Genomic DNA, 26,051 nt, shown 5'->3' with positions numbered 1-26,051 from the left:
ACCAATCCCAAAATCCGAAAACCCTGGGAACAAACCAGCCATAAAAGCCAATCTATCGTGATTTCTCCAAAACGAAGCAGTCCGTCGCTAGCAGCGCCGCCGCCCTCGTTCAGTGAGCGGACTTATAGAGGGGACATTGCCTTATCGTCAATAGGCCTTTGGAAAAAAATCATAAAAAATATTCGCTTATGATGACGACCTGTGGGAAACGCGACGTCTACACCCTCCGAAATCCCTGGCTGGCAAGGCGAAAGGGCGCCGTCCCCCCGACGGCGTCCGGGTTTATTCAGTAGCCGGCCTTATAGACAAGCGGCACCCAATCATAATTGCTGTCATCACGACGGACATGGCCAATCCCGGGAAAGGCGTGATGGGCGCCGGCCACCAGATATTTCTGGTCGGCGGCTTCCGCAAATGCGATGGCGCGGCTGGCTGCCGCCGCCTTCTGATCGACGTCAAAATCAACGGTGACTTCGGGTTGATCAAATTGCAGGACGTCGCCATGGGCGATGTCACCCCAGAAGATGATCTTCTCGCCTTTGCTCTCGACGATAATACCACTGTGTCCGGGCGTATGGCCGGCATGCAGCACCGAGCCGAAGCCCTGAATTGGCGCAGCGTCATCAGCAAAAGTCTCGAATTTGCCAGCTTCAACATAGGGACCGACGCATTTTTCCGCCTGGGCAATCTGCGGGCCGAGTACCTTGTCTACCTTTGCCTTAGCATCTGCCTTCAACCAAAAATCGGCCTCGCGCTGGTTTACATGCAGTACGGCATTTTCGAACACCCGCTTGCCGCCAATAACAAGACCACCGGAATGATCGGCATGGATATGGGTGAGGATAACGTGGTCGATCTCAGACGTCTTGTAACCTGATGCTTCGATATTGGCGACCAGCTTGCCAAGCGCCGGTCCCATCAGATCACCTGTCCCGGCATCAACAAGCACAAGTTTTTCGCCAGTATTGATGAGGAAGGCATTGACTGAGGTTTCGGCGTCACCGGCCTGAAAATGACCTTCAAGATAGGCCTCGGCATCCGTTTCCTTGATGTTCCGGTAAATCTTCGCCATCGGTAATTTGACCGTACCATCGGAAAGCGCGGTGATTTCATAATCGCCAAGCTTCAGACGGTAATAGCTGGCGGCTTGCTTGCCAATGATTGCTGCCTTGGCAAGCACGGTGGACGGTAGGACACTGATGACACCGGCGGCAAGAGCGATACCGGCAGAGGATTTCAGTAGGTTGCGACGGGTTTGCATAAAAGGCTCCAGGGATTGTGTTGACATGGTCTTGAACTGACCTGGAGAGCATTTATGTATCGGACTATCAGTGAACAAATCGATGCGGCTCATGGTAACTATCGATCATTTCAATCTTCGCTCTTTTGATCTCAATCTGCTCATCGCTTTTGATGCTTTGATGTCGGAAGGCAACGTGACCAAGGCGGCGAAGCGGCTGAAAATCCAGCAGCCCGCCATGAGCCACTCGCTCTCCACCTTACGGGTACTTCTGCAGGACGAGCTTTTTATCCGCGTCGGTCAGGTCATGCAGCCGACGGCCCGGGCAAGCAGTCTTGCTGTCCCGGTGCGCCAGGCATTGCGGCAGGCTCAACTTGCATTGTCAGGCGGCGTGGCCTTTGATCCGGCGAGCGAGGAGCGCACATTTCGTATCGCCATGTCGCCGGAGATCGAGTTGTTGCTGATCCCTGATCTCACCGCGCGACTGCGGCAGCTTGCACCGGGCATCAAGGTGCTTGCCCGGGTTTTCCCCTATGAGGCGATGGAGCCTTCGCTAGAGGATGGCAGCATCGATCTGGCCGTCGGCTGCACTTACACCAAAACCAGCCGCCGTGCCTTCGAACCACTATATGCGACGGATTTTGCCTGCTGTTTCAACCCTGCGCTTCTGGATCTATCGAACCCGGTAGATCTTGAAGCATATCTCGCCGCCAAACATGCAACGATCTCACAGAACGAAACCTTGCAGGGCTGCATCAAGGACGCACTGGAAATTGCCGGTGTCGAACTCGACGTGGTGATGGCAGGGCCGGGTTACATGTCGGTACTTTCGGCAGCGCAGATAAGCCCGGTCATCGCAACTGTGCCAAGCCGCATTGCCGAGCGTTACGGGCCTCTGCTTGGTCTGGAGGTCAGCCCGCTGCCAGTACCACTCAGCTTTCCACCGGTTAACATGGTCTGGGCGCAACACGCTGATGGCGATGCCGCCAACGCCTGGCTGCGTCAGCAAATCCGTGAGATCGTCGCTGATGTCGGCATAACCAGGGAATAACTGTCGACGACACCTGCTCGTTGAGATGACGAAGGTGAAGCTCCATCCTAAGCGCTTTTCCTGAGCCTTTTAATTGTCCGCTCCCCAAAGGTCCGGGTTCTGTCTGAAGTACTCGACCAGCATTTCGGTAAGTACTCGCACTTTCCGGGTGGGATGCTGGCTGGGTGGTCGCACGACATAGACTGCACCCGGAGGAACCGGAAAACGCGTCATGATCGGAACCAGGGTGCCGGCGGCTTCGTACTCATGCGTGATGCACTGCGGGAGCCAGGCGACGCCGAGACCTGCCGCGGCGGCGGCGGCAAGTGCTATGGCGCTATCGGCTTTGAACTTGCCCTGCGGCTGCACCGTAACGATCCTGTCGCCGTCCATGAACTGCCAGGCCTCCGTTCCCTGCATGAGGGCCGGATGGTTGACAAGTTGTTCTATATTGTCCGGCGAGCCGTGTTCCTTGATGTAAGCCGGGCTGGCGACAAGCTTGCCATGGATTGGCCCAACGCGTTTGGCAATCAGGTTCGAGTCCTGAAGATAGGCGCCCCGGATCGCGCAATCAAACCCCTCTGCGATTAGATCGACAAAGCGATCACTGTAAGAGGTATGGATGTGAAGCTGCGGATGCAACCGCGCCATTCCCGCAAGTACCGGGGCAAAGTGGGTTGGGCCGAAGGTAAGCGGCATGGCAACCCGCAAACGACCATGCAGTTGGCCTGTCGGATGGATGGTTTCCCGGGCAGTATCAATCTCAGCACTGGCGCGGGCTGCGTGATCCCTGAATGTTACTCCCGCCTCCGTCAGCGCAGCACCTCGGGTCGTCCGTGCAAGAAGCTGCACACCAAGCTCGGCTTCAATCCTAAAAAGCCTGCGACTGACAATCGACTTTGATACGCCGAGGCGACGGGCGGCCGCCGATACTCCTCCGGCATCGGCCACGGCAACAAATGTCTGCAGGTCTTCGATATCCATCTCAGCGTTCCTGATTCCGCGACACAGCTAGTCCGACCTCGAGACTATTACAACATCAATAGGAACGGCAAATTGTCTTCGGGCAGCATCGCCCGCTGGCGTGTGTTTCCTGTGAACCCATAGCCGTCCACAACGGCAAAAAAAGGAACTCTTGATGACCCCTCGTAACGGCCTCGATTCTCTTCTTCGTCCCGAAGATTCGGTCCTCGTTCTGATCGACCATCAACCTTATCAGCTCGCGAACCTGAACAGCCACGATCCGCAAGCTGTCGTCAACAACACGACCGCGCTGGCGAAGCTGGCAAAAGCCTTCAATGTTCCAACCATTCTTACCAGCGTCATCGCGGCGCGCGGTGGACTGCTTTTCAAGCAGATCACCGACGTCTTTCCGGGCCAGGATGTCATCGATCGCACCTGGGTAAACACCTGGCAGGACGAGAATGTAGTCAACGCCGTCAAGGCGACAGGAAGGAAGCAATTGATCATTGCCGGTCTGTGGACCGAAGTTTGCGTTGCAATGCCTGTAATCCAGGCCGCTGGAGAAGGTTGGGACGTGACCGTCATCACCGACGCATCAGGCGGGATTTCGAAGGAGTCCCACGAGGTTGCCGTCCAGCGCATGATCTCGGCCGGCGCCAACGTCATGACCGTAATGGCACTGGCAGGTGAATTTCAACGTGACTGGGCACGCACCGAGCATGTCGGTGAGCTGACTGAGATCCTCATTCAGCACTTCGGCGGCAGCGGCATCGCCTACCTTTGGGAGCAACAGCTACTCAACACGCCAGTCGCTGACTGATCAAGCCAGTAAATCAAGCATTTCGGTGAGGGCGGAGATGCCCTCGCCGCCTTTCTCTCAAGCAACGACAGAGCAACCATGAAAGCAGCAGTCTACGATCACGCCGGAGCGCCGGATGTCCTCCGTTACGTGGATATGCCCGATCCAGCCTGCCCAAACGATGGCGTTCTGATCCGCGTTGAGGCCGCCGCCATTGAAGGTGGCGATTTGATCAATCGTGCGTCCACGCCTCCTCCCCATGCAGCCTTCATCGTCGGTTATGCTGCCGCAGGAGAAATCATTGCGGTCGGGAAAAACGTGGCGGACCGTCATGTCGGCGAGAAGGTGACGAGTTTTGATCTTGCCGGGTCACATGCAGAATTGCGCGCTGTTGCGGCCAGCCGGACATGGCTTGTGCCTGATGGGCTGGACATGGCCGCCGCCGCCGCTCTGCCAATCGCATTCGGCACCGCTTACCACTGCCTCTTCGCAAAGGGAGATATCAGGCGCGGCGAGACGGTCCTCATTCAGGCGGGCGCTGGCGGTGTGGGGCTTGCCGCCATTCAACTGGCGCATCAGGTAGGCGCGACGGTGCTTGCAACCGTCTCGGGGGCTAAGAGGACGGAACGCCTCCTACAGCTTGGCCTTGACCATGCAATCGACCATCACTCGACAGATGTCACGGACGCGGTGATGCACCTGACGGCAGGTCGCGGCGTCGATCTGGTCATCGACCCGGTCGGAGCAACCCTGCAAAATTCTCTGGCCGTTCTGCGTCCCGAGGGACGTCTGGTTTTCGTCGGCAATGCCGGCGGTTCAAAGCTCAGCCTTGACCTTTGGCCAGCACTACAGGCAAACCAGTCGCTTTTTGGCGTTTTCATGGGAACACAGTTGGAAAAGCCGGATGTCTACAACATGATTTCCCGAATGCTAAAGTGGGCTGTGGCCGGGACACTCAAAGTGGTTGTAGACAGGACGTTTGCGCTTGAAGCGGCTGCAGAGGCCCATGCCTACGCCGAAAACAATTCCATCCTCGGTCGCGTTGTCCTCCTTCCCTCGGGTTGAACGCTAACGACAAAAAGCAACCGATTTCCAAGTCGCCATTCTGCGGAAAGCATACGGCGAATGGCAGCCCAGCATTTTTATCATGCGCCACCAGACGATGGCTTCCTGTGAAGGAAAGCAGTGAAGTGGCAGGCTGATTACGGCTTCAGGGCTTATCGTGTTGCAGGCGGCCCAATCGCCTCAGACTTTGTGTCTCTCCTGCTTCCGATTGATTGCAGCAAGTTCCAACGCATTGCGAACCCCCATCTTCATCAACACCTTGCCGCGATGGGCCTCGACGGTTCGCATGGCGATGCCAAGAGTGTCGGCGATTTGTTTGTTCATCGCACCAGTCAACATCAAATCCATGACCTCGACCTCGTTGATCCGGTCCATTTCGGGATCATACTGATCGTGAATATGGAAATCGGTCTCGCCACGCCGCCAGTTGGACTTAACCTCTATGTTGGTTCCGCGATTTCACGACTGGGTCTGACGGACGTCTCCAAATCTGTCGTGCCCTGGCTGCTGACAGCCATCGTTTTCCTGATGATGATCACCTACATCCCGGAAATCACGCTCTTCTTGCCAAGGCTACTGGGAATGTAAAAAGCAACCTTTTATTGCCCCAAGCCGCGGTCGACCTTGCGTCAGCCGCGGTTTTGTTTTGAACATGCCATTGCCTTCGTCGCTCCACAAAAGCCGCTTGCCACGATGTTCTTCTGCGGTAGCTTGGTCCTGCAAAAAAACACGGCAACAAGGGGGAATATATATGGAGAGTTTTCGCAAAGGCCTGCTGTTTCCTGTGGCGCTTATCATTGCTGGCGTGGCGATATTCTTCCTCTACCTGTTCATCATCGGCCATGATCCGGATGAGCGCCCACTGACACTCACGCAATGTGTAATCGGTGGAATTTTGATCGGTCCCGGCTTCGGTTATCTGCTGAGGTGGAGGAAAGCGAAGGATAGCCAAACGGCAAAATTGGACTGATCCACCGATCACCTTTTATCATCCAAACAGCCTTACTCTTCTGCACCGGAAAGCAATGCCTCGAGTTGATCCAATTGCTCCGGCAAAGCGGCCGCCGATCCCTGCAGCGCATCTTCAAGTCCGTCACTTGATGGATAGGCCTCATGGTAAGTCAGCAGTGTTTGACCGTCTCGGTCCTCAAAGGTCACGGTCGTGATTGCGCCTCCTTCGCCCTCGTCATTGGTCCAGACAATACGCGCATTCGGCACGACCTCGAGATACTTGCCGTAAAAGGCCATGGTTTCCGCGCCTGCGACGGAAAACTCCAGCCGATATTTACCGCCGGTTCTAACATCCAGCTCACATGAGACAAGCGAAACACCGTGCACCGATTTTGGGAACCACCACCGCTGGAACAGTTCAGACTGGCTCCACGCTTCGTATACCCTACTCGGCGGCGCATCGAACACCCTGATCACAACGAGTTCGCGATCTCCTCTGCGCTCGACTGAAGTACGGTTCCGCGCAGAACCTGCATTGCTAGTGCGCTCGCTCATCGCTTCCTCCTGTTCCACCTCTTGGGTGATGTCATCCAATGCTAGAAATGGATTTCGAAGAATTTGCGGCGGCAATGTCTCCGTCGCTCCCGCATGCACAACACACATATGGTCTTTCACAGGAGCCCTGCGCCCAGCCTTTCCGGCCGGGCGCAGGTTTTAATTGGTTTAGTGAGCCTTCATCTCGCTAACTATCTGTTTTGCGTCCATCGATGACGGATAATAGGTCGGCCAATTTGTGACCTCTTCCAGAAGAGCGGCACGGTCATTACCCCAGTAGAGATGGTAATGGTCGGCTTTTTTCGGTGCGATACCGTGGTCGCTAAACTGAATGAACTGCGGGGCAGCGGCATCACCTTCGGTTTCTTGAAGATAAACCGCACACCACGATTGCCCTTCTTGTAGGTCAGAGTTTCCTTGCCGTCATAGGCATAGCTGCCTTTCGTCGGCTTTCCGTCCTTGTAGAAACTGACAACATCACCCTCGATGGTGATCCGATCCACATCGGTCTTGTAACCAACCTCGTATTCGGCTCGGTATTCCGCGGCACTCATGGAACCCTTCTCGGCCTTATGGGACCAGACTGGATCAAGCGTGCCGTCCTGCAGGAACGGATAAACCGACTGCCAATAGCCGGCATAGTCGGAGAGTGGGCGGTCTTTGACCTGCGCATCTTCGAAATAGCCTGCGTAGATCTTCGGATCACCGTGGCTGTGGCCAGCATGGTCATGGTCTTCACCATGTTCATGAACCTTGCCGCTGCCGCCTGCTACCGCAATGTTGTAGGGTTTGCCTTCAACAGCGATCGTGCCGATTTCCTTGAGATCATCCTTGGAGATCCGGCGTACCAAGCCGGCATTCGGATCGCTCATGACAATCTCATCACCGGCCATCGCGACACGGGGGCGAGGATCATTCCAGTGGCCATCCATGGAGTAGGGTTCGGTCACTTTGGCACTCTTGGACAGTGTACCGTCCAGCACATCAACCTGATGAAGGGATCCATCTTCTGTCAGGACATATCCAAACCGGGCATTGGCCGGATCGAGGACAAAATCGATGCGACGGAAAGGAAGCTCGATATAACGGAAGTTGGGGGCATCGACAGGGTCAACGACAACGAGGCCTTTTGCTCCATAATTTCCAAGGAACACCTGCACGCTTTTGGCACCAAGCAAGGTGCCTGTGGTCTGGCCTGCAGGAAGGTCATCGGGATAGTTCAGCATCCTGGTGACCAAACGACCTTTACCTGATGTCACCGTGATGATCCCCTCCTTGCACCCGGCTGCCAGATAGGCACCTGAAAAAGCTTCGCCGTGGATGCCGGTGCACGTTGCAACATCGCCAACCGGCGTGCCGTCGACGCTTACAACTTGCAAGCCGACGCGTGATGGTGCTGCGTCGCCTTCCACCGGCGCGTCAGAGGCAACTGTCGTTACCCAACCCTTGCCGACCGGTGCGACAAATCCATGATGGGCACGCGCTTGTGTCAACCGTGTTGATTTTATTTCACCTTTAGACAAATCGTGTGCCGCGATGATGTCGGCATATCCACCTTTGTCGAAGTGAACGACCACCTTGCCGTCATGATCGATGACGTGGAATGGGCGCGGACCGATCAGTGTTTCTTTTACCGCAGCCGGGTCAGCAATCTCGATATCGGAATGATCGCCGTGCGAATGAAGGGAAATACCGCTACTGATGAAGTTGACCGCATCATTGTCTGATTGGACGGCAACAATGCCTGCACCCTCATTGACGCTATAGAGTTTGTTCTGGCCGGTGGTATCGAATGTCCAGCGATTACCAGGCTTTTCAAGATCAAACGCGGTAATCTTGCCCTCGTCATGGTCTCCAACAAAGACGCGGTACAATGTTACATTCTCACTAGCGCCATCATCGGCAAAGGCCATCGGTCCGATCAAACTTGCCGATAGCGCAAGGGCGGATACGCCCAGGATTAAGTGTCTCACGTTTCTCTCCTTTTTTAATGATATATCATTACCTTTTAAGGTTGTTTAAAACCGGGGAATATCGGGGTTTCAGCCACCGCTTATTGCAGCCTCCGCTGTCGAGGTTTCATTCCACACCTCAAGAATGCTGAAGGGCTCGAAAAGCATCAGCGACATCGTGTTCCAGGACGTCCGCCATGGCTTTGTGAATGGAGACCTGGATCGTGTCGCCATTGCTCATCACGAGAATGACGGTTTCCTTTGGCGGGCAATCTGGCAGAGCACATGAGATTTCATTGACAGAAACAACCGCATCATCCGGAATTGCCAACACCTGCCGGGCCCATCGTTTGATGGACCGCGCCTTTGCGATGATATCTGAGGTGCCACGCGCCAACGGGTTGTGGAATGCTGCACTCATGTCCTTGCACCTCGTTTTCGCGAAGGACTTGCTGCCACCGCGCGAAACAGGTCACGAATAGGACCAAGCGGCATATCCAGCCCGATCAGTACGACACGACTGGAACGGTCGTGATCAGGCCACGCACTCAGCCGTTCAATCGGGTAGAGTCGGTGTTGCACCGCGTGAGCAATGGCCGGCTTTTCCAGATTGTCCGCAAGGGCGAATATGCCTTTTAATCTCAACAGGCCGGACCGGGTATTCGTCGTGATAACATGGAGAAAAGTTTGCAAGGCTTGCGGAGACAGGGGCACATCATGCGTCAACACCACAGCTTCTATCTTGTCACCATGCCGGTGAATGTCGTGTGTATGGTCTGCATGTTCGGTCAGCGCTTCCATTGCCAACCAGCCGCCCACATCCTCGGCCTTGCCTGAAATGGAATAAGCATCACCGTCCAAGAGATCCGCAATCTTGAAATCGGCATCATTTTTATCGTGAAAATGTGCTGCCGGGTTGAGCAACTTGAGCTCACGCACCCAATCCTTCCTCTCATCGGCCAGATCTGTTTTTGTCAAAACAATATGATCAGCAAAAGCCAGCTGCTTCCAACCTCCGATGACACTTTGAAGTGTCATGCGGCCGTTCAAAACATCGAAAGTGGTCACAACTCCAGAAAGTCGGAATTGCCTGGCAACCACATGGTCTCTCAGAGCGGTGGCAGGCGCACCTCCGGGTATGATGCTGTTTATGATGGGAGCAGGATCGGCCAGTCCGGTGGTTTCTATGATGACACGATCGATAGCCGGTATTTTCCGCTTTTGCATAGCATCGTGCAATTCATATAAGGAAACGCGAATATCGCTGGTCGCGGTACAACAAATGCAGCCGGTTGTTGTTTGAAAATACCGTTCCGATCCGACACGCACCAAACCGTGATCAATAGGCACACTACCAAATTCATTGACGATAACAGCCGTGCCCGCCATGCGTGGATCAGTCAGAATCTCATTGAGCAAAGTGGTCTTTCCAGAACCAAGAAAACCCGTCAGGAGCAATACCGGCACGGAAGCTTCGTTGCTCTGGCCCTCGATTTGAGACGGACCAGACGGTTGCGATCTTTTGAACAGCCGGTGGAGCATTACCATCTCGCAATGACATGAGAATAGTCTAGTTGTCCGCGACACCAAGATCCGTTGAACTGGTTGTGTTGGGTCAATGCAACCCGAATATGTTATGACATTACACGCGTCAAGCATTTTGTCTTGTTATAACATAACTTTCTATCTTGTAATCGATTTTGATAACGCCAGCGACGCTCTTACAGGGTAAAGCGCAGAAACTTACCTGGGGAATTGAACCGCGCCTGAAGCCATCACTCTGATAAATTGAGTGCGATCTTGCTCAGCAGACGCCAGTTCGACTCTCACGAGTTAAGATCGATTTTTCGCCTTACACCAAATATTATGGATGCCGGGCCGAAGAAGGTGGTTCAGGCAAAGGTTTCATGGTCCGTGAAGGCCTTGTTCGACGATGTGGACATTGCTTTTTGCTGGCACCCGGCACCGTTTGCCGGCGTCAATGATCCAGTTTCACTCGCCTGCAATGGACATAACGTTCCATTCCACCGGCCGTGCCGCCCATGCCGCTTCCGCCCCTCACCTGGGCCGAAGCGCACTGGATGCAGTCGAATTGATGAATGTCGGCGCAAATTACATGCGTGAGCACATGCCCTCCTCTGCACGTATTCATTACGCCGTGATGGATATTGGCGGGTTTGCACCCAATGTCGTGCAGGCAAAGGCCGTTGTTCGTTGCCTGATACGCGCCCGCAGCCTTCCGGACATGCAATCCCTGCTCGAACGTGTCAAAAAGATTGCGGAAGGCGCAGCCCTGATGACCGAATCCACAGTACGAAGCGAAATCGTCAGTGGTGACGCCAATCTGATCGGAAATGTCCCGCTCGAACTCCTCATGCAGCGCGCGCTTGAGCGGCTCGGGCCGCCTGTCTTCGATGAAAAAGATCAGGAAACAGCGCGGCGCTTTCAAGCAACGCTGACCAAGGAAGATATCTCCGACGCCTTCCGCCGTTTTGGTGTCGAGCCAAAGGCGGATCTCGCGTTATGCGATGCTATTTATCAGCCCTACCACGGCGATAATTCCCTTGTCGGGTCGACCGACGTTGGCACGGTAAGCTGGGTTGTCCCCACCGTGCAGATGCGTGGTGCGACCTGCGCTATTGGCACGCCGCTTCATTCGTGGCAGATGGTGGCGCAGGGAAAATTGCCTGCTGCTCATAAAGGAATGGCTCATGCTGCCAAAGTCATGGGCAACACGGCGGTCGAACTGTTTCGAAATCCTGATCGGATTGCAGAAGCCAAGCGAGACCACGCGTGTAAGCTGGACGGCGTTACGTTCGTAAATCCAATCCTGACAGCGTGCAGCCGGCTCTGCCCGTCGAAACGAAATGAAAGACAGCTCCTGGAGTTGACGGAAAGTGAAATGACGTTCAATTGCCCCCTCAAATTATGGCCTGATACACCATGAAGGCCTTTTTCGACATTCTCAGCTTCGGTCCTGACGGCTGGGGTTATGTTTTAACCATGGCGGTCCTTGTGACGGTATCGCTGGCGGCGATGGGATTTGCGCTTGGTGCAGCCATTGGCGTCTTTGCCGCCTGGGCAAAGATTTCCGGCGGGCGTACATTGCGGACAATCGCTGATGGTTACACGACGATCATTCGTGGCATTCCCGACCTGCTGGTTATCTACCTGTTTTATTTCGGCGGCAGCGCAGCCGTGACCGCCATCGGCAAGTTTTTCGGGGCGCAAGGTTTTCTCGGTTTTCCGGCTTTCCTTGCCGGGGTGCTGGCCATCGGCATTTCCTGTGGCGCCCATCATACCGAAGTGTTTCGCGGTGCATTCCGTGCCGTGTCGAAGGGAGAGCTGGAAGCAGCCTCCGCCTGCGGCATGGGACAGGCACTGAAGTTTCGCCGCATCATCGCGCCGCTGGCGCTTCGCCACGCATTGCCCGGCCTTGGCAATGTCTGGCAAGTTGCCCTGAAGGAATCCGCGCTCATTTCTGTCGTTGGTGTTGTTGATATTCTGCGTCAGGCGCAGATCGGTGCCGGGTCTACGGGGTTGCCGTTCAACTTCTTCCTGATCGCAGGCGCGCTCTATCTGCTGATCTCCTCGGTTTCAGGCACGATGCTGCAGGCCGCCGAGCGACACTTCTCACGTGGTGTCAGGAGGGCAAAATGAACCTGGAATTTTACACCGAAGCCTTGATGGCAATGATGGGTGGCGTGCCCCTCACTCTGCAACTGGCAGTCAGCGCCATTATCTGCGGCGCAGTGCTTGCCCTGTTACTGGCGCTGATGCGCCTGTCCGGCGTCACTGTGCTTGACTGGATTGCACGCCTCTACATCTTCGTGTTCCGCGGCACACCACTTCTGGTGCAGATATTCATCATCTATTATGGGCTTAGCCAGTTTCCGGCGATCCGTTACTCCTTCCTGTGGCCCATTCTGCGCGAACCCTACTGGTGTGCGATCATAGCGCTGACCTTGAACAATGCCGCTTATGCCGGTGAAATCATCCGTGGCGGTCTTCTGTCCGTGCCTCACGGCCAGGTTGAAGCAGCCAGGGCCTGCGGCATGTCGCGTTTCACCTGCTTCCGACGCATCGTGATGCCACTTGCCATCCGGCAGGCCCTGCCCGGTTACGGCAATGAGATGATTTCCATGGTCAAGGCAACATCGCTTGCCTCGATCATTACATTGATGGAAGTCACCGGTATTGCGGCGAAACTCATCTCGGAAAGCTACCGCGTCATTGAGGTATTCGTCATTGCCGGTGCAATCTATCTGGCCATCAATTTCGTTCTGACCCGCCTGCTTCTGATCGCGGAATACAGGCTTACACCCTATCTGCGCCAGCCAACGGTCAGCATCCTCACCGAAGGAAAATCACTTTGAGTAAAGTTATCTCTGCCAATGCCCCGGTGGCGCTGAACGTTGAGAACCTGCGAAAAAGCTTCGGCCCGAATGAAGTGCTGAAAGGCATTTCGCTTGAAGCGCGAGAAGGCGAAGTCATTTCAATTCTTGGCTCGTCGGGCTCGGGAAAGTCCACGTTGTTGCGCTGTATCAATCTGCTGGAAATCCCGACCTCCGGCACGGTGACTGTTTCCGGCGAGACCATTCGCATGGCCAAAAATTCGAAGGGTGAGGCTTTTCCTGCCGACAAACAGCAAGTTTCGCGCATCCGCTCTGAGCTGGGCATGGTTTTCCAAAGCTTCAATCTTTGGTCACACAAGACCATCCTCGAGAACATTATCGAAGCGCCGATCTATGTTCAGGGCCGCCCCCGTGCCGAATGTGTCGATGAGGCGGAAGCCTTGTTGGCCAAGGTCGGTATCGCGGACAAGCGTGACTTTTACCCGGCTCACCTGTCCGGTGGACAGCAGCAGCGCGCCGCGATTGCCCGTGCATTGGCAATGAAACCCAAAGTCATGCTGTTCGACGAACCGACATCCGCACTCGACCCGGAACTGGTCGGCGAAGTTTTGCGTGTGATGCGTGGGCTAGCCGAAGAAGGACGGACCATGCTGGTCGTCACCCATGAAATGGGTTTTGCCCGCGACGTATCCAACCGTGTCATCTTTGTTCATCAGGGTGTGGTGGAAGAAGACGGCGCGCCGGAAGACGTGTTCACCAACTCCAGATCGGAGCGGTTTCGTAAATTCATCAGCCACGAAAATGCGGGCTGAATATTTTAAACGGCATTCATTCATGCCAAACGCGGTTTGGCATTTAACTGCAGTAAGGGAAGTAAAATGAAGACCAAGGGATTTTTGAAAGCCCTGTTCGTTTCGGCCATCGTTGTGACCGCCGCTTCGGCACACGCTGAAGAAAAGACATGGACCAAGATCACCATCGCGACCGAAGGCGCCTTCCGGCCCTACAACTTCACCAAGCCTGATGGCACGCTGGATGGTTATGAAATTGAGTTGAGCAAAGACCTTTGCGCACGCATGAAGGTGGAATGCACCATGATTGCGCAGCCGTTCGACGGCATCATTCCGGCACTCAACGCCGGCAAGTTCGATGCGATTATGGCAGGCCTCACAGCGACCGCAAAGCGTGAAGAAACCATCGATTTCTCGGTATCTTACGGCCTGACACCACAGACTTTTGCGACGCTGAAGGACAGCCCGTTCGCCAAGCTGCCACACACTGGTGAAACGCTTTATCTTGCCAAGGACGAAGCTGCGGCGCAGAAGGCGATTGACGACGTTGCTGCGGAAATCAAGGGACGGACGATCGGCGTGCAGACTGCGTCGCTGGGCCTGACGCTTCTCGAAAAATATTTCAAGGATTCCACTGATATCCGCGAGTACAAGACCACCGACCAGCACGATCTCGACCTGAAGTCTGGTCGTGTTGATCTCGTTGTCGCATCGCTTGCCTATCTGAGCGACACCGTCAAAAAGCCAGGCAACGAAGACATCGTTATGACCGGTCCATTCTTCAAGGGTGGCATTCTTGGGCGTGGTGTTGCCGTTGGTCTGCGCAAGGGCGAACCTGAGCTGCAGAAGATGTTCAATGAGGCGATCGACGCTGCGAAAGCAGACGGCACAGTCAAGCGCCTGTCTGAAAAGTGGTTCGGCTTCGACGTCACGCCGTAATCTCAGAACACGCTTTTTAAAAAAAGGCCGCCTCAGGGCGGCCTTTCTTTTGAGGCGTTAGGAGATAATCAGGTTCTTCGCATTGATCATTTTGAAGCTCATGGCGCATGGCGCATGCCATCACACATGCGATCGCGTCACATGAACAATCTCATCGCTGCGAAGACAGCAGCTTTTCCAACAACGAAGACAGGGTTTCCTGCTCATCCTTGCTCAAACCGTCCACAATCAGGTGCTGGTTTGCAACATGGGCAACGACAGCTTTCTCAATCAATTCCAACCCGTCTGCGGTAAGCGCAACGAGCGTACCACGCTTATCGGATGGGTTTGGACGACGCTCGATCAGCCCGGCTTTTTCCAACCGATCAATTCGGTTCGTCATGCTGCCGGAGGAGATCATCGCCACTTCGTAAAGTTCAGTCGGCGTCAGCGCGTATGGAACACCACTGCGTCTGAGCGTCGCCAACACATCGAATTCGCCGGGTTGCAGACCAAAGCTTGTAAAGACCGGACCAAGCCGGTCGCGACCAATGACCAAAGCGGCCTCGTTCAACCGACCAAGCAGGACCATGGGACCAGTCTTTATCGTCGGCATTTCATTGGCCCACTGTGTGGCCGCAAACATCGCTCTATCCATACCCCACCTATCTTGACGTCAAGATACATTGTCTCTACATCGAAACATATAGCTCTACATAGAGGTATAATCCTCGAGCCTTCCCGGCAATAGCTCTGGCAGAAAAATGAACAAGTCTCCTTCTCCTCTCCTGTTTTTTACAAGCGTCATACTCGTTGGCCTTAACCTCCGCCCCATTCTTGCATCCATCGGCCCGTTACTCGATGGCATACAACGAGATACCGGCCTTAACGACAGCGCCGCAAGCCTTCTGACAACATTGCCTGTCGTCATGATGGGCGTTTGCCTTCTCGGAACATCATGGCTTCGACGGACTATCGGCGAAGACAGAGGAATCCTTCTTGGGCTGGCGCTCATTTTCTTAGGCGCTCTCGCTCGGATCAGCGGGCCGACGTCGACAAAATTGCTGCTCACGGCAACGTTAGGCGGGGTTGGCATCGCAATCGTGCAAGCACTGATGCCGACCGTTGTCAGGAGACGCGCTGGTTCTCAGACTGCTCAACTCATGGGGCTGTATTCAACCGCTATTATGGGCGGTGCGCTGCTCGCCAGCATGATATCTCCGTGGCTTGCAAACATGTGGAGTTGGCCGTTAGCACTTGGCGCATGGGCACTCCCTGCCCTTTTGGCGATTGTCAGCTGGCTGATAACGCGAGACGGCCCGCAGGTCATAGCAACCTCATCAGCTTTGAACATTCAAAGGTCGCCACGGGCCTGGGCACTGCTTGCTTTTTTTGGATTGGGAACAGGCGCCTACACCCTTGTTCTGGCCTGGCTACCACCATTTTTCACCCAGCTGGGCTGGTCGCCTCAGGCAGCAGGAAACATTCTCGGCGCCCTCACAGCCGCTGAAGTCGTCGCGGGAATTGCCGTCTCCTTATGTGTGGATCGCAGCCATGATCGCAGACCGGCATTGCTAACCGCATTGGCATCTCTGCTTGTCGGAATGCTTATGCTTTGCCTTGCGCCTCTTGCATTGGCCTGGCCAGCTGCAATTTTTGCGGGACTGGGGATCGGCGCACTGTTTCCTTTGTCGCTTATCGTCTCACTGGACCACGGTGAGGGTAATGAAGCTGGTGTAATCCTAGGCTTTGTTCAAGGGGGAGGATATGTACTGGCCGCTACACTCCCCTTTGTCGCCGGCATATTGCGACAAAACCTCTCTGACCTGACACCCGCATGGTGGCTGATGTCTGGGCTTTGTGTGGTGCTTGCCACTATCGCCATTCGTTTGCGTCCCACCGACAGAATTTACTTGTCAGAGATAAAATCCGCTCAATCTGCGTAGGCAACATGAAGCTGGCAGGCGACGCTCAGCAAGGTAAAATCCGCAGCATCGGCAATGTTGCGACCCGTCAGAGTCTCGATACGGGTCAGCCGCTGATAAAGCGTATTGGTGTGGATTTGTAACGCATCAGCTGTGCGCCCCGCCGACTTTCCCTCCTGCACGTAGCGAAACAGGGTCTGGTAAAGGACGCGATGTTTTTGGTCATTGAGAAGTGGATCCAGGACCTGACGGGTAAAGCGCAATACTTCTTGCCGGTCACGCCCACCCAATAGCAGTTCGATGCCCATGTCCCTGTTGGTTAGAATACCTGGACGGCCCCGTCGCAAAAGGCACTCGGCCGCCTTTATGGCTTGGGCCTGTGCAAATCTGTGAAAACCCGGCTGTTCGTAAATATCGCTCGCCCCAATGCATACCGACACCGCACTTGTCGCATCCATCAATACCGCAAGGTTTCTCTCAAGCGCCGCCATGGTCGAGGCCGAAAAAAGCATGACGATCTGCTCGCGCTCATGAAACACAAGAGCATTGGTCAACTTAGTTGCGTTCTGGAGTTCGACCTCATGTTTGTGCAAGGCCAGTTGCGCTCCGACGAGCGCCCGCTCACCGGGAGGCGTCGCAACGAGAATTTGGCTGAAACGATCCGGTCTGAAGCCAAATTGCGATCTGAGAACGTCGCCCTCTATGCCCTCAGCCAGATCCTCGAAATAGGCTTTTTTGCTAGCGTTGAGCACATTGACGCGGGACATGTCACGAACGAAATCCAGCGCGACAAAGGCGGCCAACGTACCAAACAAAGCGCGGTGAAAACTGGTGTCACCAGACACATCGAAATGGAAGTATCCAACCGGCGCCTCAGCCACCTCAACGACTTGCTGCAGTGTTTCGCGCTCGCTGCTCCACTGCCCGGAGTGATAGTCCATACCAAGAACGTTTTCGAACCGAAACTCGACATTGAACAGCTTGGCGACCATGGCAAGTTGTTCAGCCAGCCCGCCGCTGGTCGAGAATATACGCAGCAATGTGTCGTGTAACTGAACCGCACGATCAAGCTCTGCATTCTTGCGGGCAAGATCGCTGCGCATCGCTTCCAGCCGGTCAGATGTCGCAAGCGCGTTCTGGTAGACAAGCGACCTCTGGTAAGCGATCGCAACCTGTGCCGCTAGGGATTCAAGAACCTGCCGGTCGAACACCGAAAAAGCACCGTCGCGTGAAAAACACAGCGTTGTCAGTGTACCAAGGCGCTTACCTTCGGCCATGACGGGCACACACAGTAGCGCATTGGAAATTTGCGAGCGTTCCATGAAGGATTGATTTTCAGGGCGCATGACCCGGTGGGCATCAATAATGTTTTGACGACCGTTATGGATCGATGGCCGGCCGGTGGTGAATACTTCACCGGAAACGGATTCGTTGGGTTGCAGGCGATAGTCTTTGTAATCATCAGGAAGTCCGTCATACGAGACGGGGATAAGATAACCGCTGTCTTCATCAAACAAGCGAAATACTCCGGCATCCGAATGAGGCAAGACATGCATCACTTCGCGCAAGACGTTATCGACAATTTCATTGTCGTCCAGCGAGTTGATGACAGCAGCGTTGACCGATGCCAGCATACTGACCGTCTTGCTTTGAACAGAAATGATTTCATCCCTGACGATTTGCAGGATTTCGGCGACAATCACCTCACTCTTGCTGCCGAAAATTTCAAACCGCGTTTGCTTTGCAGTAAAATGCGAGTGGTCAACAACCAGCAATAAACTGCCACCTGCACGCGTGATGGAGTGGTTCAAAGACAGCGGTGCGTTTTCAATGTCGACATCAAAATCCTGAAAACGGATTATCCCGGATCTCGCCAATTCGCGCAGCCGAGAATGAGAGTGCAAATCGATTTTCATAGACACCTTTATGGCTGAACACACATAACAATAATCATTCTCATGTGAGTTTCAACATAGCTTTATTTTGAGGGGGTGCCACAAAGAACAAAAGCCAAAGCAAGGGGAACTCTAGACATGTTTTCGAATATACAACGCCGCCATGTGATCATAGGAATGTTGTTCCTGTGCTGGGTTGTCGGTTTTATCGACAAGACCGCAATCAACATCGCCATCATCCCGATCAGTGAGGAGTTCGGCCTTAGCTCAGATCATCAGGGCATGATCATCAGCGCGTTTTTCCTTGCATATTCGATGACCCAGCTGATCGGCGGTTATCTGGTGGACCGTTTCGGAGCGCGGCGTGTGCTCAGTTCCGCTGTCGCCGTCTGGTCGCTTGGAACCGCAGTCTCTGGCGCGGTGAGTAACGCGGTGGGTCTTGCCGCTGCGCGTGCCGTTACTGGTGCAGGTGAAGCAGTGTTTCCGGCAGGCGGCTCGGTTGCCATCACGGAACACTTTGAAAAGTCGCAGATGGCGCGCGCCAAGTCGGTGCTACAGTCCGGCGCATCGGTTGGTTTTGCCGTCGGCTCGATCGTCATTACAGCACTGATTGCTGCCCATAGCTGGCAGATGATGTTTTATGTGCTGGGCGGCGTTGGCATCTGCATGTCAATCGCGCTTTTCTTTGTCATGAAGCCAGTCGATGACCAGTCCGTTGCCAAGGCAAAGGTTGAAAAGGTTTCAGAAAAGAAACGCATTGGTGCGTTGCTGAAAAACTCGCTGACCTGGAAAATCACGCTCGTCTATTTCTTCACCAACATCGTCTTCTGGGGTCTGCAGTCCTGGCTGCCGTCCTACTGGGTGAAGGTGAAAGGCATGAGCATGGTGCAGATGGGCGCCTATTCGATGATCCCACCAGCACTCGGGTTTATTTCCTTCCTGACTTGCGGCTGGCTGCTCGACCGCTACTTCCACCAAAAGGAAAAGTATCTCATCTGCATCGGCTCTGCCGTGTCTGCGATCTTCATCTACCTGATGGCCAATGAAGAATCCATTCCGCTCGCCTTTGCCTATCTCTCGGTTTCCAACGTCTTTCTCAATGCGATCTCGATCAGCGTCTTCGTCAGCATTATGAAGCACTTCCCACAGAACACCGTCGGAACGGCGACTGGCCTGATCAACTCGCTCGCCCAGCTTGGTTCCTTTGCATCCCCGATGCTGATCGGAGCTGTCCTTTCGGCCACCAATCAAAATTACGGCATCGCGTTCTCGGTGATTGTCGCCTGTGCGGTTCTGGTCTGCATCATCGCCACCACCTTTCCCGCCGTACACGGCAAAAAGCCTGTCGAACAGACCGCCTGAAGGAATAAAATGACTTACCTCGACATTATCGAACGGACCGTCACGTCCCAATCCGACAATCTCAAATCCGTATCCGATGCGATCTGGTCTTTTGCTGAAATCCGCTATGAAGAAACGCGCTCCGCAGCCCTTCTCGCCGATGAGCTGGAAAAGGCTGGATTTGATGTGACGCGTAATGCCGGCAACATCGAAACCGCCTTCGTCGCCAGCTACGGCGAAGGCCAGCCAGTCGTCGCAATCCTCGGTGAATTCGATGCTTTGACCGGCCTCAGCCAGAAGAGCGGTGTCACCAGCCACGATCCAATCGTTGCAGGCGGTAACGGTCATGGTTGCGGCCACAACCTTCTCGGCACCGGCGCGCTTGCTGCCATTCTGGCGCTCAAGGCCTGCAAGGACGAACTGGGGCTGAAAGGCACGATCCGTTATTATGGCTGCCCGGCCGAAGAAGGCGGCGGCGGCAAGGCCTACATGGCGCGCGAAGGCCTGTTTTCGGATGTCGACGTCGCATTCACCTGGCATCCGTGGGATGAAAATCTCGCCTATAATGCCCGCATGCTGGCGACCAATCAGCTGTATTTTACCTTCCGTGGAACAAGCGCTCACGCAGGTTTTGAACCCCATCTGGGACGCTCGGCGCTGGACGCAGTCGAACTGACCAATGTCGGCTGTAATTATCTGCGCGAACACATCCTTCAGGATGGCCGCATTCACTACGCGATCACCGATACCGGTGGGCGCGCGCCGAATGTGGTGCAGTCGCAGGCACAGGTACTTTACAAGGTGCGCGCCCCGCGCATGGATCAGGTCCGTGACATTACCGAACGGGTCAAGGACGTGGCACGCGGTGCAGCGCTGATGACCGGCACCCAACTGGAAATTACCTTTGATGCGGCATCGGCTGATCTTGTGCCGAATGTCACGCTGGCACGGATGATGCATCAGGAGTTCGAAAAGTTCGGTGTTGCCGGTTTTTCAAACAGCGAAAAGGATTTTGCCGGTAGCATCCAGAAAACGTTTTCGAGTGAAGTTCAGGCTCGAATTGCCAAACGCGGCAAGATCCTGTCAGAGGACCTGAACGCATTTGAGGAGGCGCCAACATTCCTGCATGGTTCGACCGATGTCGGCGACGTCAGCTGGCTTGTTCCAACAGGCCAAGTCTATGTGGCGACCGAAGCCTATGGCACACCTCCACACACATGGCAGATGGTGTCGCAGGGAACCTCGGGCTACGCCCATAAGGGTATGCTGCAGGCTGGCAAGGTGCTGGCAGCTTCCGCCGTGCGTGCACTGACCGACCCGGAACTGATTGCCGTCGCAAAACGCGAACACCAGGAGCAGCTGGGCGGCGAAGCTTACATTCCACTGATCCCAGCAGACGCCACCCCGCAGCGTCTCCGCTGACAGACAATCCTCACCAGATCCAACAGCCCTGACTTGAGAAGCGGGTGATCACGTGAAGCCAGACATGTTGACCCGCCCGCAGCCTCGAATAAGCGCAGTCGTGTGATGAGGGCTTGCCGGGCGTTGGAACCATTTGTTGGTCAGGAAGCGCAAAGCCTTTGTCCTGAAAGGACAAAGGCCGCCTGACTATCTCTTCCGAAGTCGAGACTATCGGACCCCCGTGCGTTTCGTCGTTGGGAAATCAGGCCGCATCTTTCCTGCGGCCGTCGTAGTTGAGCGGGTAGACACCACGCCGTTGCAAAATCGGCACCACTTCGTCAACGAACAGCTCCAGATCATCTGGCAGATAACGAGGCGAGATGGTGAACCCATCCGCGGCACCGGCCTGCCACCAGGAAATCAGATAGTCTGCAATGCCATCGGGTGTGGCGATCAAACCGGGCAGTTTTTCAACCTCCGCCAGTCCACGCAAGGACAGCCCATTATCAAGGGCGACGGTCCGTCTTGCCCGCACCACACCGATGGGGATGACGCTTTGCGACACATCCTGGAAGTCTGATACTGACAGAACCTTGTCAGCAGTTGTTCGCGTCAAATCGACACCAAGTACACCCGCCAACTGTTCTATATCCTTGTCCGTGACCGGTGCTGCGGCAAGCCTTTCGCGTTTAAAGGCGACGACCTCTTCCTCCGTCGATCGAATGATCGGCGATATCGCCGGCATCAACTTAGGCAATGAATTGTTCGGCCGTCCCAGGGCCAGCGCCGCATCTCGCAACTCGGCACGGAAAGCGCGAGATCCTTCGAACGAACCACTGGGCGCATAAACATAATCGGCGTAGCGCGCAGCAAGAGCGACGCCGTCGCGCGAGCCACCCGCCTGCACGATCTTGGGCCGACCCCAGGACGGGCTTGGAAGATTGAGCGGTCCGGCAACATTGAAATACTGGCCTTGGTGGTTGATAGGCTTTACATCGCCGTAGAACGGGCTTTGATCTCCTGCTGTTCCATTCCATGGGAATTGCCAACTGTCCCAGAGCTTATGCACGACGTCCACAAACTCCTCCGCTTTGGCGTAACGGGCCGCGCGATCCGGCAACCCATCGGCTGAAAAATTGGCGGCAATTTCAGGATGCCAGCTTGTGACGATATTCCAGCCGATACGACCGTTTGTCAGAAGATTGAGGCTCTGCAGCTGCCGAGCCATCGTGTAGGGATCGCCATAGGTCGTCGACGCTGTGACGATAGCCCCGATATCCGGCACCTGCGACAGCACCGCAGCGAAAATGACGAAGGGGTCAAATGTCTGTTCAGGGCGGGTATTTTCATTGATCAACAACTGCGGCCTGTCCGACATGAAGATGTTGCTAAACACCCCTCTATGGGCAATCCGCGCGTTATCGACATAATAATCCAGGCTGAAGATACGATCGAGCGGCAGATCCGGGCGTCGCCAGGAATCATTTGCCGAGCCGGACGAATTGATCCAGGCATTGAGTTCAAGTTGCTGCGTCATAATAATTCCCGTTAGGCGGAAAGTTGATGGAACTGGCGCACGGCATGCCGGAACGACGACGTCTCCAATACGTCCTCATCTTCAACTGGCCGCACAGTCGTGATGCCATCCTGCGTGCTGACATCGACTTGCAGATCAAAGACCTGGCTGAGAATATCAGCGTTGAAAACAGCTTGCGGCGGGCCATCACTAACCAGTCGCCCTTCGGCAATAATCACTGCCCGGTTACAGTAGCGAGCGGCATGATTGAGATCGTGGACAGCCATAAGCGCGATGCCACCGCTGCGGGTAAAATCTCTGACAAGCCGCATGGTCTCAACTTGATAACGGAGATCCAACGCGCTGGTCGGCTCATCAAGCAGCATAACGCGTGTTCCCTGCGCCAATGCGCGGGCGATCATCACCCGTTGCTGCTGGCCGCCAGATAGCTCGTTCACATAGCGATCAGCCAGTGCGGCAAGGCCGAGTTTGTCGATGGCGGCGCAAGCCGTCGCGTGGTCCTCCTCATTAAAGCGGATGCCTACGTAAGGGCTGCGGCCAAGCATCACCGCATCATACACCCTCAGATCAAATGGCACGGGTGAGGATTGTGGCACATAGGCGATACGTTTGGCGCGATCACGACGCGATAGTCCCAGCAGATCTTCTCCGGCAAGTTTGACAGAACCGTTGGATATGGGAGCAAGCCCGAGCACGGCTTTCGTCAAGGTCGATTTTCCGGAACCATTCGGCCCCAGCAGTGCACAAAAGTCACCCGGTTCGAGCGAAAACGAAATGCCATGCAAGACCTGCCTGCGCCGGTAGTGCAGGTTCAGATTCTCGATCTCCAGGCTCATAGCGTATTCCTTTTCCGTAAGATGAGGTAGATGAACAGCGGCGCCCCGACGAGTGCCACGACAATCCCCACAGGGATGACGCGAGGGGGCAGGATCATCCGCCCGACCGTATCTGCAAGAAGCAGCAAACCGCCGCCTGTGACCATCGAAAACGGAAACAGGAAACGGTGGTCCGATCCGACGATCAGGCGGGCGATATGCGGTGCCACAAGCCCGACAAAACCGACGACCCCGATGAAGCTGACAACAAGGCTCGAACCGCTGACGGCCAGGAAAATCAGCGAGATACGCAAAAGATTGACGTTTACGCCAAGGCTTTTTGCGGTGTCATCACCAGCAAAGGCCAGACTGTTAACCTGGCCCGCTTTCAGCTGAAAATATGGCGTTATAACAAGGATTGTCGCCGCCAGCACTCCGACATGGGTCCAGCGTGCTTCATTGACCGAACCAAAGGTCCAGCGTGTGATTGCTGCAAGCGCCTCATCATTGGCGATGTATTGCAGACCGGATGTCAGCGCACTGAAAATCGCGGTCAATGCAGTGCCTAGCAGGATCAGGACTGTGATATTCATTGATTTTGCCGAAGCAAGGCCAAGTACTATCAGTGAACAAGCCAATGAAAACGCGATGGCGCTCAGACTGATGGTGATGCCGACGCTTGTTCCATTGGTTTGCGCCACAAGAATAGCAAGCGCCGCACCAAAAGCCGCGGCTGGCGAAAGACCCAACGTATATGGGCTGACCAGGGGATTGCGCAGTAACCCCTGCATGGCAGCGCCGGACAATGACAGTATCGCTCCGGCAAAGATCGCCAGGAGAACACGCGGCAGCCTGAGCTGCAAAAGAACATTGGCAAGGCGCTCATCTTCGCGGGTTAGCTCGACGCCCAACAGCTTTGCGTAAGCAAGTCGATAAAGTTCGCTGAGCGAATAGCTCGATGTCCCCGATAAGGTCGCATAAACAGCCAAGGCGATCAGAAACGCGATGGAAACGAAAATCCAGAATGCCGTTCGCCTATGGCGGTGGATGCTGTCACGCGACAGCACCACATCTTTCCGGCCCGCAAACGCCATGTTCATTGTCCGGCTGTCCCGGCCTTGATGAAGTAAACGCCGTTGTCACCCTTGTACGGTACGCCAAGAAACTCTTCATCCCATCGACGGGCAATGTCTTCGGGACGATAATCTTTGAACGCTTCGGGATAAAGCCAATCGGCCACATAAAGGGAAGTCAGGGTCTTCGCCTGCTGGCCCAGATGATAGGCATTGACGATATAGATATTATTGTTCTTGGCCGCTTCGAGATTGACCCAGCCTGGCCGAGACTGAAGTTCCTTCCACTCTCCGTCAAAGACATCTTTGGTTGAGCCCGTATAGTTGTTGCCAAATTCGCGAATGACGAGATCGGGTTCTCTTGTGAGAATTTCAGCCGCATCAATCGGCGTTTTCCAGACCGTCCCCTGTGTGTGGCCCGCCTCACCAAAAACGACATCCTCAAAGAGGCTGCGTCCGCCACCCTTGACGATTGCCTCATAGAAACCAGAACCCTTGGTCGGCGTCTGGTAGGCGATTTCGTTTTCGTAATAGACAGTTTTTGGCGTCAAACCGGCTGTGCGTTTCGCAATCTCGGCGTAGATACCCTCACGGAAATCCAGAACCTTTTTCGCTCCGTTTTCGCGACCGAAGATCGAGCCGAACAATTCGACATTTTCGTTGAAGCGATCATTGCGCCAGCCGCTGGCAACAACAACAGGGATCCCGAAGGCGCTCAACTGCCGCTCAATCTCTTCCCAACCGCCATTGGCATAGGAAATGACGACATCCGGATCGGCATTGACGATCGCCTCATAGTTGACCTCGCCCGTCTCGCCAATATTATAGGAATTGTCCCATTTACCACCGGCCAACTTGTACTGTTGGACATCGCGACCGGTTACGCCTACGATTTTGTCTCGAGATCCGATCGCAGCGACGATATCGACATTGTAGCTGCCAATGACGATGGCACGTTCGGCAGGTTTTTTGAGTTCAACCGTGCGACCCGCCTCGTCTGTCACGGTAAGCGCGGCAGCGGGTGCTGCCCACACCGTGGCAGCGAGTAAAGCGCCCGTCAGCAAGGCCTTGGACTTTGAAACACTTACAATCACAATCATGATAAACCTCAAAATAATCTACTAATTTAATAGACTATTTTGATGAATGATAATTCTAAAGCGATGGGGTTCTCAAAAACGCCTCAACACTAAAAAAATAATGCGATTGAAGTCTGCACCTCTGCACAATCATCGGGGTTTGAGAAATAGGGGGCGGGAATGAGGATGCAGGGCAAGTTTAAGAAGGTCAGGAATAATGGACATCGACGACGTCCATCCGATGTCCGCCATCAACAGTCATTCCATTGTTCTTCGTGAGAATGTGTGGCGCATAGCGATTGGCGTGTTCAAGATCATGCATCTGGCCCGAGGCTGAAACCATCGCGGTCTTATCAGCACGAAAAA

At 54.8% G+C, this 26,051-nt stretch carries 25 protein-coding genes and 2 pseudogenes; 14 read left to right on the top strand and 13 right to left on the bottom strand.

The window, feature by feature from the left end; all coding sequences use genetic code 11:
* A partial coding sequence (locus tag IB237_RS26215; RefSeq protein WP_210324019.1) for a hypothetical protein occupies window positions 1–192 on the top strand: 192 nt, incomplete at its 5' end.
* 94 nt (window positions 193–286) lie between these two features.
* Here IB237_RS26215 and IB237_RS19260 read toward each other — a convergent pair.
* Window positions 287–1,261, bottom strand: coding sequence for an MBL fold metallo-hydrolase (locus tag IB237_RS19260; RefSeq protein ID WP_192490298.1), 975 nt, complete (start codon window positions 1,259–1,261; stop codon window positions 287–289).
* A 91-nt stretch (window positions 1,262–1,352) separates the two neighbouring features.
* Between IB237_RS19260 and IB237_RS19255 the strand changes: the two genes are divergently transcribed.
* Window positions 1,353–2,291 carry a LysR substrate-binding domain-containing protein gene (locus IB237_RS19255; RefSeq protein ID WP_192490297.1) on the top strand — a complete coding sequence of 313 codons (939 nt, stop codon included), beginning with the start codon at window positions 1,353–1,355 and terminating at the stop codon, window positions 2,289–2,291.
* A gap of 69 nt (window positions 2,292–2,360) precedes the next feature.
* Here the strand turns inward: IB237_RS19255 and IB237_RS19250 are convergent, their stop codons facing one another.
* On the bottom strand, window positions 2,361–3,254 hold the full coding sequence (locus IB237_RS19250; RefSeq protein ID WP_192490296.1) for a LysR family transcriptional regulator: 894 nt from the start codon (window positions 3,252–3,254) through the stop codon (window positions 2,361–2,363).
* Between the two features lie 154 nt (window positions 3,255–3,408).
* On the opposite strand from IB237_RS19250, the gene IB237_RS19245 reads away from it, so the two are divergent.
* Both IB237_RS19245 and IB237_RS19240 read left to right on the top strand, forming a co-directional pair.
* On the top strand, window positions 3,409–4,053 hold the full coding sequence (locus tag IB237_RS19245) for a hydrolase (RefSeq protein ID WP_192490295.1): 645 nt from the start codon (window positions 3,409–3,411) through the stop codon (window positions 4,051–4,053).
* A gap of 78 nt (window positions 4,054–4,131) precedes the next feature.
* Window positions 4,132–5,097, top strand: coding sequence for a zinc-binding alcohol dehydrogenase family protein (locus IB237_RS19240; RefSeq protein ID WP_192490294.1), 966 nt, complete (start codon window positions 4,132–4,134; stop codon window positions 5,095–5,097).
* A 180-nt stretch (window positions 5,098–5,277) separates the two neighbouring features.
* On the opposite strand, the gene IB237_RS19235 is transcribed toward IB237_RS19240, so the two are convergent.
* Window positions 5,278–5,472: a LuxR C-terminal-related transcriptional regulator gene (locus IB237_RS19235; protein ID WP_210324018.1), complete on the bottom strand. Its 195-nt coding sequence runs from the start codon at window positions 5,470–5,472 to the stop codon at window positions 5,278–5,280.
* Window positions 5,473–5,496: 24 nt separating this feature from the next.
* On the opposite strand from IB237_RS19235, the gene IB237_RS19230 reads away from it, so the two are divergent.
* Together IB237_RS19230 and IB237_RS19225 are read left to right on the top strand one after the other, a co-directional pair.
* Entirely contained in the window at window positions 5,497–5,685 is a 189-nt protein-coding gene (locus tag IB237_RS19230) for a TRAP transporter large permease subunit (RefSeq protein WP_246788114.1), read from the top strand.
* 163 nt (window positions 5,686–5,848) lie between these two features.
* A complete protein-coding gene (locus IB237_RS19225; RefSeq protein ID WP_192490293.1) occupies window positions 5,849–6,067 on the top strand; it encodes a hypothetical protein in 219 nt (72 codons plus the stop codon).
* A 32-nt stretch (window positions 6,068–6,099) separates the two neighbouring features.
* On the opposite strand, the gene IB237_RS19220 is transcribed toward IB237_RS19225, so the two are convergent.
* From IB237_RS19220 to IB237_RS19205, 4 genes and pseudogenes are all read right to left on the bottom strand, one after another.
* Complete coding sequence (locus tag IB237_RS19220) at window positions 6,100–6,603, bottom strand: SRPBCC domain-containing protein (protein ID WP_192490292.1); 504 nt, start codon at window positions 6,601–6,603, stop codon at window positions 6,100–6,102.
* 168 nt (window positions 6,604–6,771) lie between these two features.
* A pseudogene (locus tag IB237_RS26340) lies at window positions 6,772–7,442 on the bottom strand (ZinT family metal-binding protein).
* A 1,252-nt stretch (window positions 7,443–8,694) separates the two neighbouring features.
* On the bottom strand, window positions 8,695–8,976 hold the full coding sequence (locus IB237_RS19210; protein ID WP_192490291.1) for a hypothetical protein: 282 nt from the start codon (window positions 8,974–8,976) through the stop codon (window positions 8,695–8,697).
* Window positions 8,973–10,097 (bottom strand): GTP-binding protein, encoded by a 1,125-nt coding sequence (locus IB237_RS19205; protein ID WP_192490290.1) that lies wholly within the window; start codon window positions 10,095–10,097, stop codon window positions 8,973–8,975. The genes IB237_RS19210 and IB237_RS19205 overlap by 4 nt, the downstream gene beginning before the upstream one ends.
* Window positions 10,098–10,414: 317 nt before the next feature.
* Here IB237_RS19205 and IB237_RS19200 point away from each other — a divergent pair.
* From IB237_RS19200 to IB237_RS19180, 5 genes and pseudogenes are all read left to right on the top strand, one after another.
* Window positions 10,415–11,426 (top strand): annotated as a pseudogene (locus tag IB237_RS19200) (peptidase dimerization domain-containing protein); the annotation flags it as partial.
* A 72-nt stretch (window positions 11,427–11,498) separates the two neighbouring features.
* Window positions 11,499–12,215, top strand: coding sequence for an ABC transporter permease (locus IB237_RS19195; RefSeq protein ID WP_192490289.1), 717 nt, complete (start codon window positions 11,499–11,501; stop codon window positions 12,213–12,215).
* The gene (locus IB237_RS19190; RefSeq protein WP_192490288.1) at window positions 12,212–12,931 is read left to right on the top strand and encodes an ABC transporter permease; all 720 of its coding nucleotides are present in this window, start codon (window positions 12,212–12,214) and stop codon (window positions 12,929–12,931) included. Before IB237_RS19195 ends, IB237_RS19190 begins: the two co-directional genes overlap by 4 nt.
* Window positions 12,928–13,722, top strand: coding sequence for an ABC transporter ATP-binding protein (locus IB237_RS19185; RefSeq protein WP_192490287.1), 795 nt, complete (start codon window positions 12,928–12,930; stop codon window positions 13,720–13,722). The genes IB237_RS19190 and IB237_RS19185 overlap by 4 nt, the downstream gene beginning before the upstream one ends.
* A gap of 66 nt (window positions 13,723–13,788) precedes the next feature.
* A complete protein-coding gene (locus IB237_RS19180) occupies window positions 13,789–14,640 on the top strand; it encodes a transporter substrate-binding domain-containing protein (RefSeq protein WP_192490286.1) in 852 nt (283 codons plus the stop codon).
* A 151-nt stretch (window positions 14,641–14,791) separates the two neighbouring features.
* On the opposite strand, the gene IB237_RS19175 is transcribed toward IB237_RS19180, so the two are convergent.
* Window positions 14,792–15,277, bottom strand: coding sequence for a MarR family transcriptional regulator (locus tag IB237_RS19175; protein ID WP_192490285.1), 486 nt, complete (start codon window positions 15,275–15,277; stop codon window positions 14,792–14,794).
* 106 nt (window positions 15,278–15,383) lie between these two features.
* Between IB237_RS19175 and IB237_RS19170 the strand changes: the two genes are divergently transcribed.
* Window positions 15,384–16,565, top strand: coding sequence for an MFS transporter (locus tag IB237_RS19170; RefSeq protein ID WP_192490284.1), 1,182 nt, complete (start codon window positions 15,384–15,386; stop codon window positions 16,563–16,565).
* On the opposite strand, the gene IB237_RS19165 is transcribed toward IB237_RS19170, so the two are convergent.
* On the bottom strand, window positions 16,553–18,448 hold the full coding sequence (locus IB237_RS19165) for a GAF domain-containing protein (RefSeq protein WP_192490283.1): 1,896 nt from the start codon (window positions 18,446–18,448) through the stop codon (window positions 16,553–16,555). The two genes, IB237_RS19170 and IB237_RS19165, sit on opposite strands and share 13 nt — an antisense overlap.
* Window positions 18,449–18,577: 129 nt before the next feature.
* Here IB237_RS19165 and IB237_RS19160 point away from each other — a divergent pair, with 129 nt between their 5' ends.
* Both IB237_RS19160 and IB237_RS19155 read left to right on the top strand, forming a co-directional pair.
* Window positions 18,578–19,801 (top strand): MFS transporter, encoded by a 1,224-nt coding sequence (locus tag IB237_RS19160; protein WP_192490282.1) that lies wholly within the window; start codon window positions 18,578–18,580, stop codon window positions 19,799–19,801.
* Window positions 19,802–19,810: 9 nt separating this feature from the next.
* On the top strand, window positions 19,811–21,202 hold the full coding sequence (locus IB237_RS19155) for an amidohydrolase (protein ID WP_192490281.1): 1,392 nt from the start codon (window positions 19,811–19,813) through the stop codon (window positions 21,200–21,202).
* A 241-nt stretch (window positions 21,203–21,443) separates the two neighbouring features.
* On the opposite strand, the gene IB237_RS19150 is transcribed toward IB237_RS19155, so the two are convergent.
* From IB237_RS19150 to IB237_RS19135, 4 genes are read right to left on the bottom strand one after another with little or no spacing between them, the layout of a single operon-like run.
* Complete coding sequence (locus IB237_RS19150) at window positions 21,444–22,718, bottom strand: NtaA/DmoA family FMN-dependent monooxygenase (protein ID WP_192490280.1); 1,275 nt, start codon at window positions 22,716–22,718, stop codon at window positions 21,444–21,446.
* 11 nt (window positions 22,719–22,729) lie between these two features.
* Complete coding sequence (locus tag IB237_RS19145; RefSeq protein WP_192490279.1) at window positions 22,730–23,554, bottom strand: ABC transporter ATP-binding protein; 825 nt, start codon at window positions 23,552–23,554, stop codon at window positions 22,730–22,732.
* Window positions 23,551–24,633 (bottom strand): iron ABC transporter permease, encoded by a 1,083-nt coding sequence (locus IB237_RS19140; RefSeq protein ID WP_192490278.1) that lies wholly within the window; start codon window positions 24,631–24,633, stop codon window positions 23,551–23,553. The genes IB237_RS19145 and IB237_RS19140 overlap by 4 nt, the downstream gene beginning before the upstream one ends.
* The gene (locus tag IB237_RS19135; RefSeq protein WP_192490277.1) at window positions 24,630–25,706 is read right to left on the bottom strand and encodes an ABC transporter substrate-binding protein; all 1,077 of its coding nucleotides are present in this window, start codon (window positions 25,704–25,706) and stop codon (window positions 24,630–24,632) included. The genes IB237_RS19140 and IB237_RS19135 overlap by 4 nt, the downstream gene beginning before the upstream one ends.
* Window positions 25,707–26,051 lie beyond the last annotated feature (345 nt).

Source organism: Agrobacterium sp. AGB01 (assembly GCF_014851585.1).
Classification (GTDB): domain Bacteria; phylum Pseudomonadota; class Alphaproteobacteria; order Rhizobiales; family Rhizobiaceae; genus Agrobacterium.
Note: the sequence above shows the minus strand (reverse complement) of the source record. Positions and strands in the feature narration are given on the sequence as shown.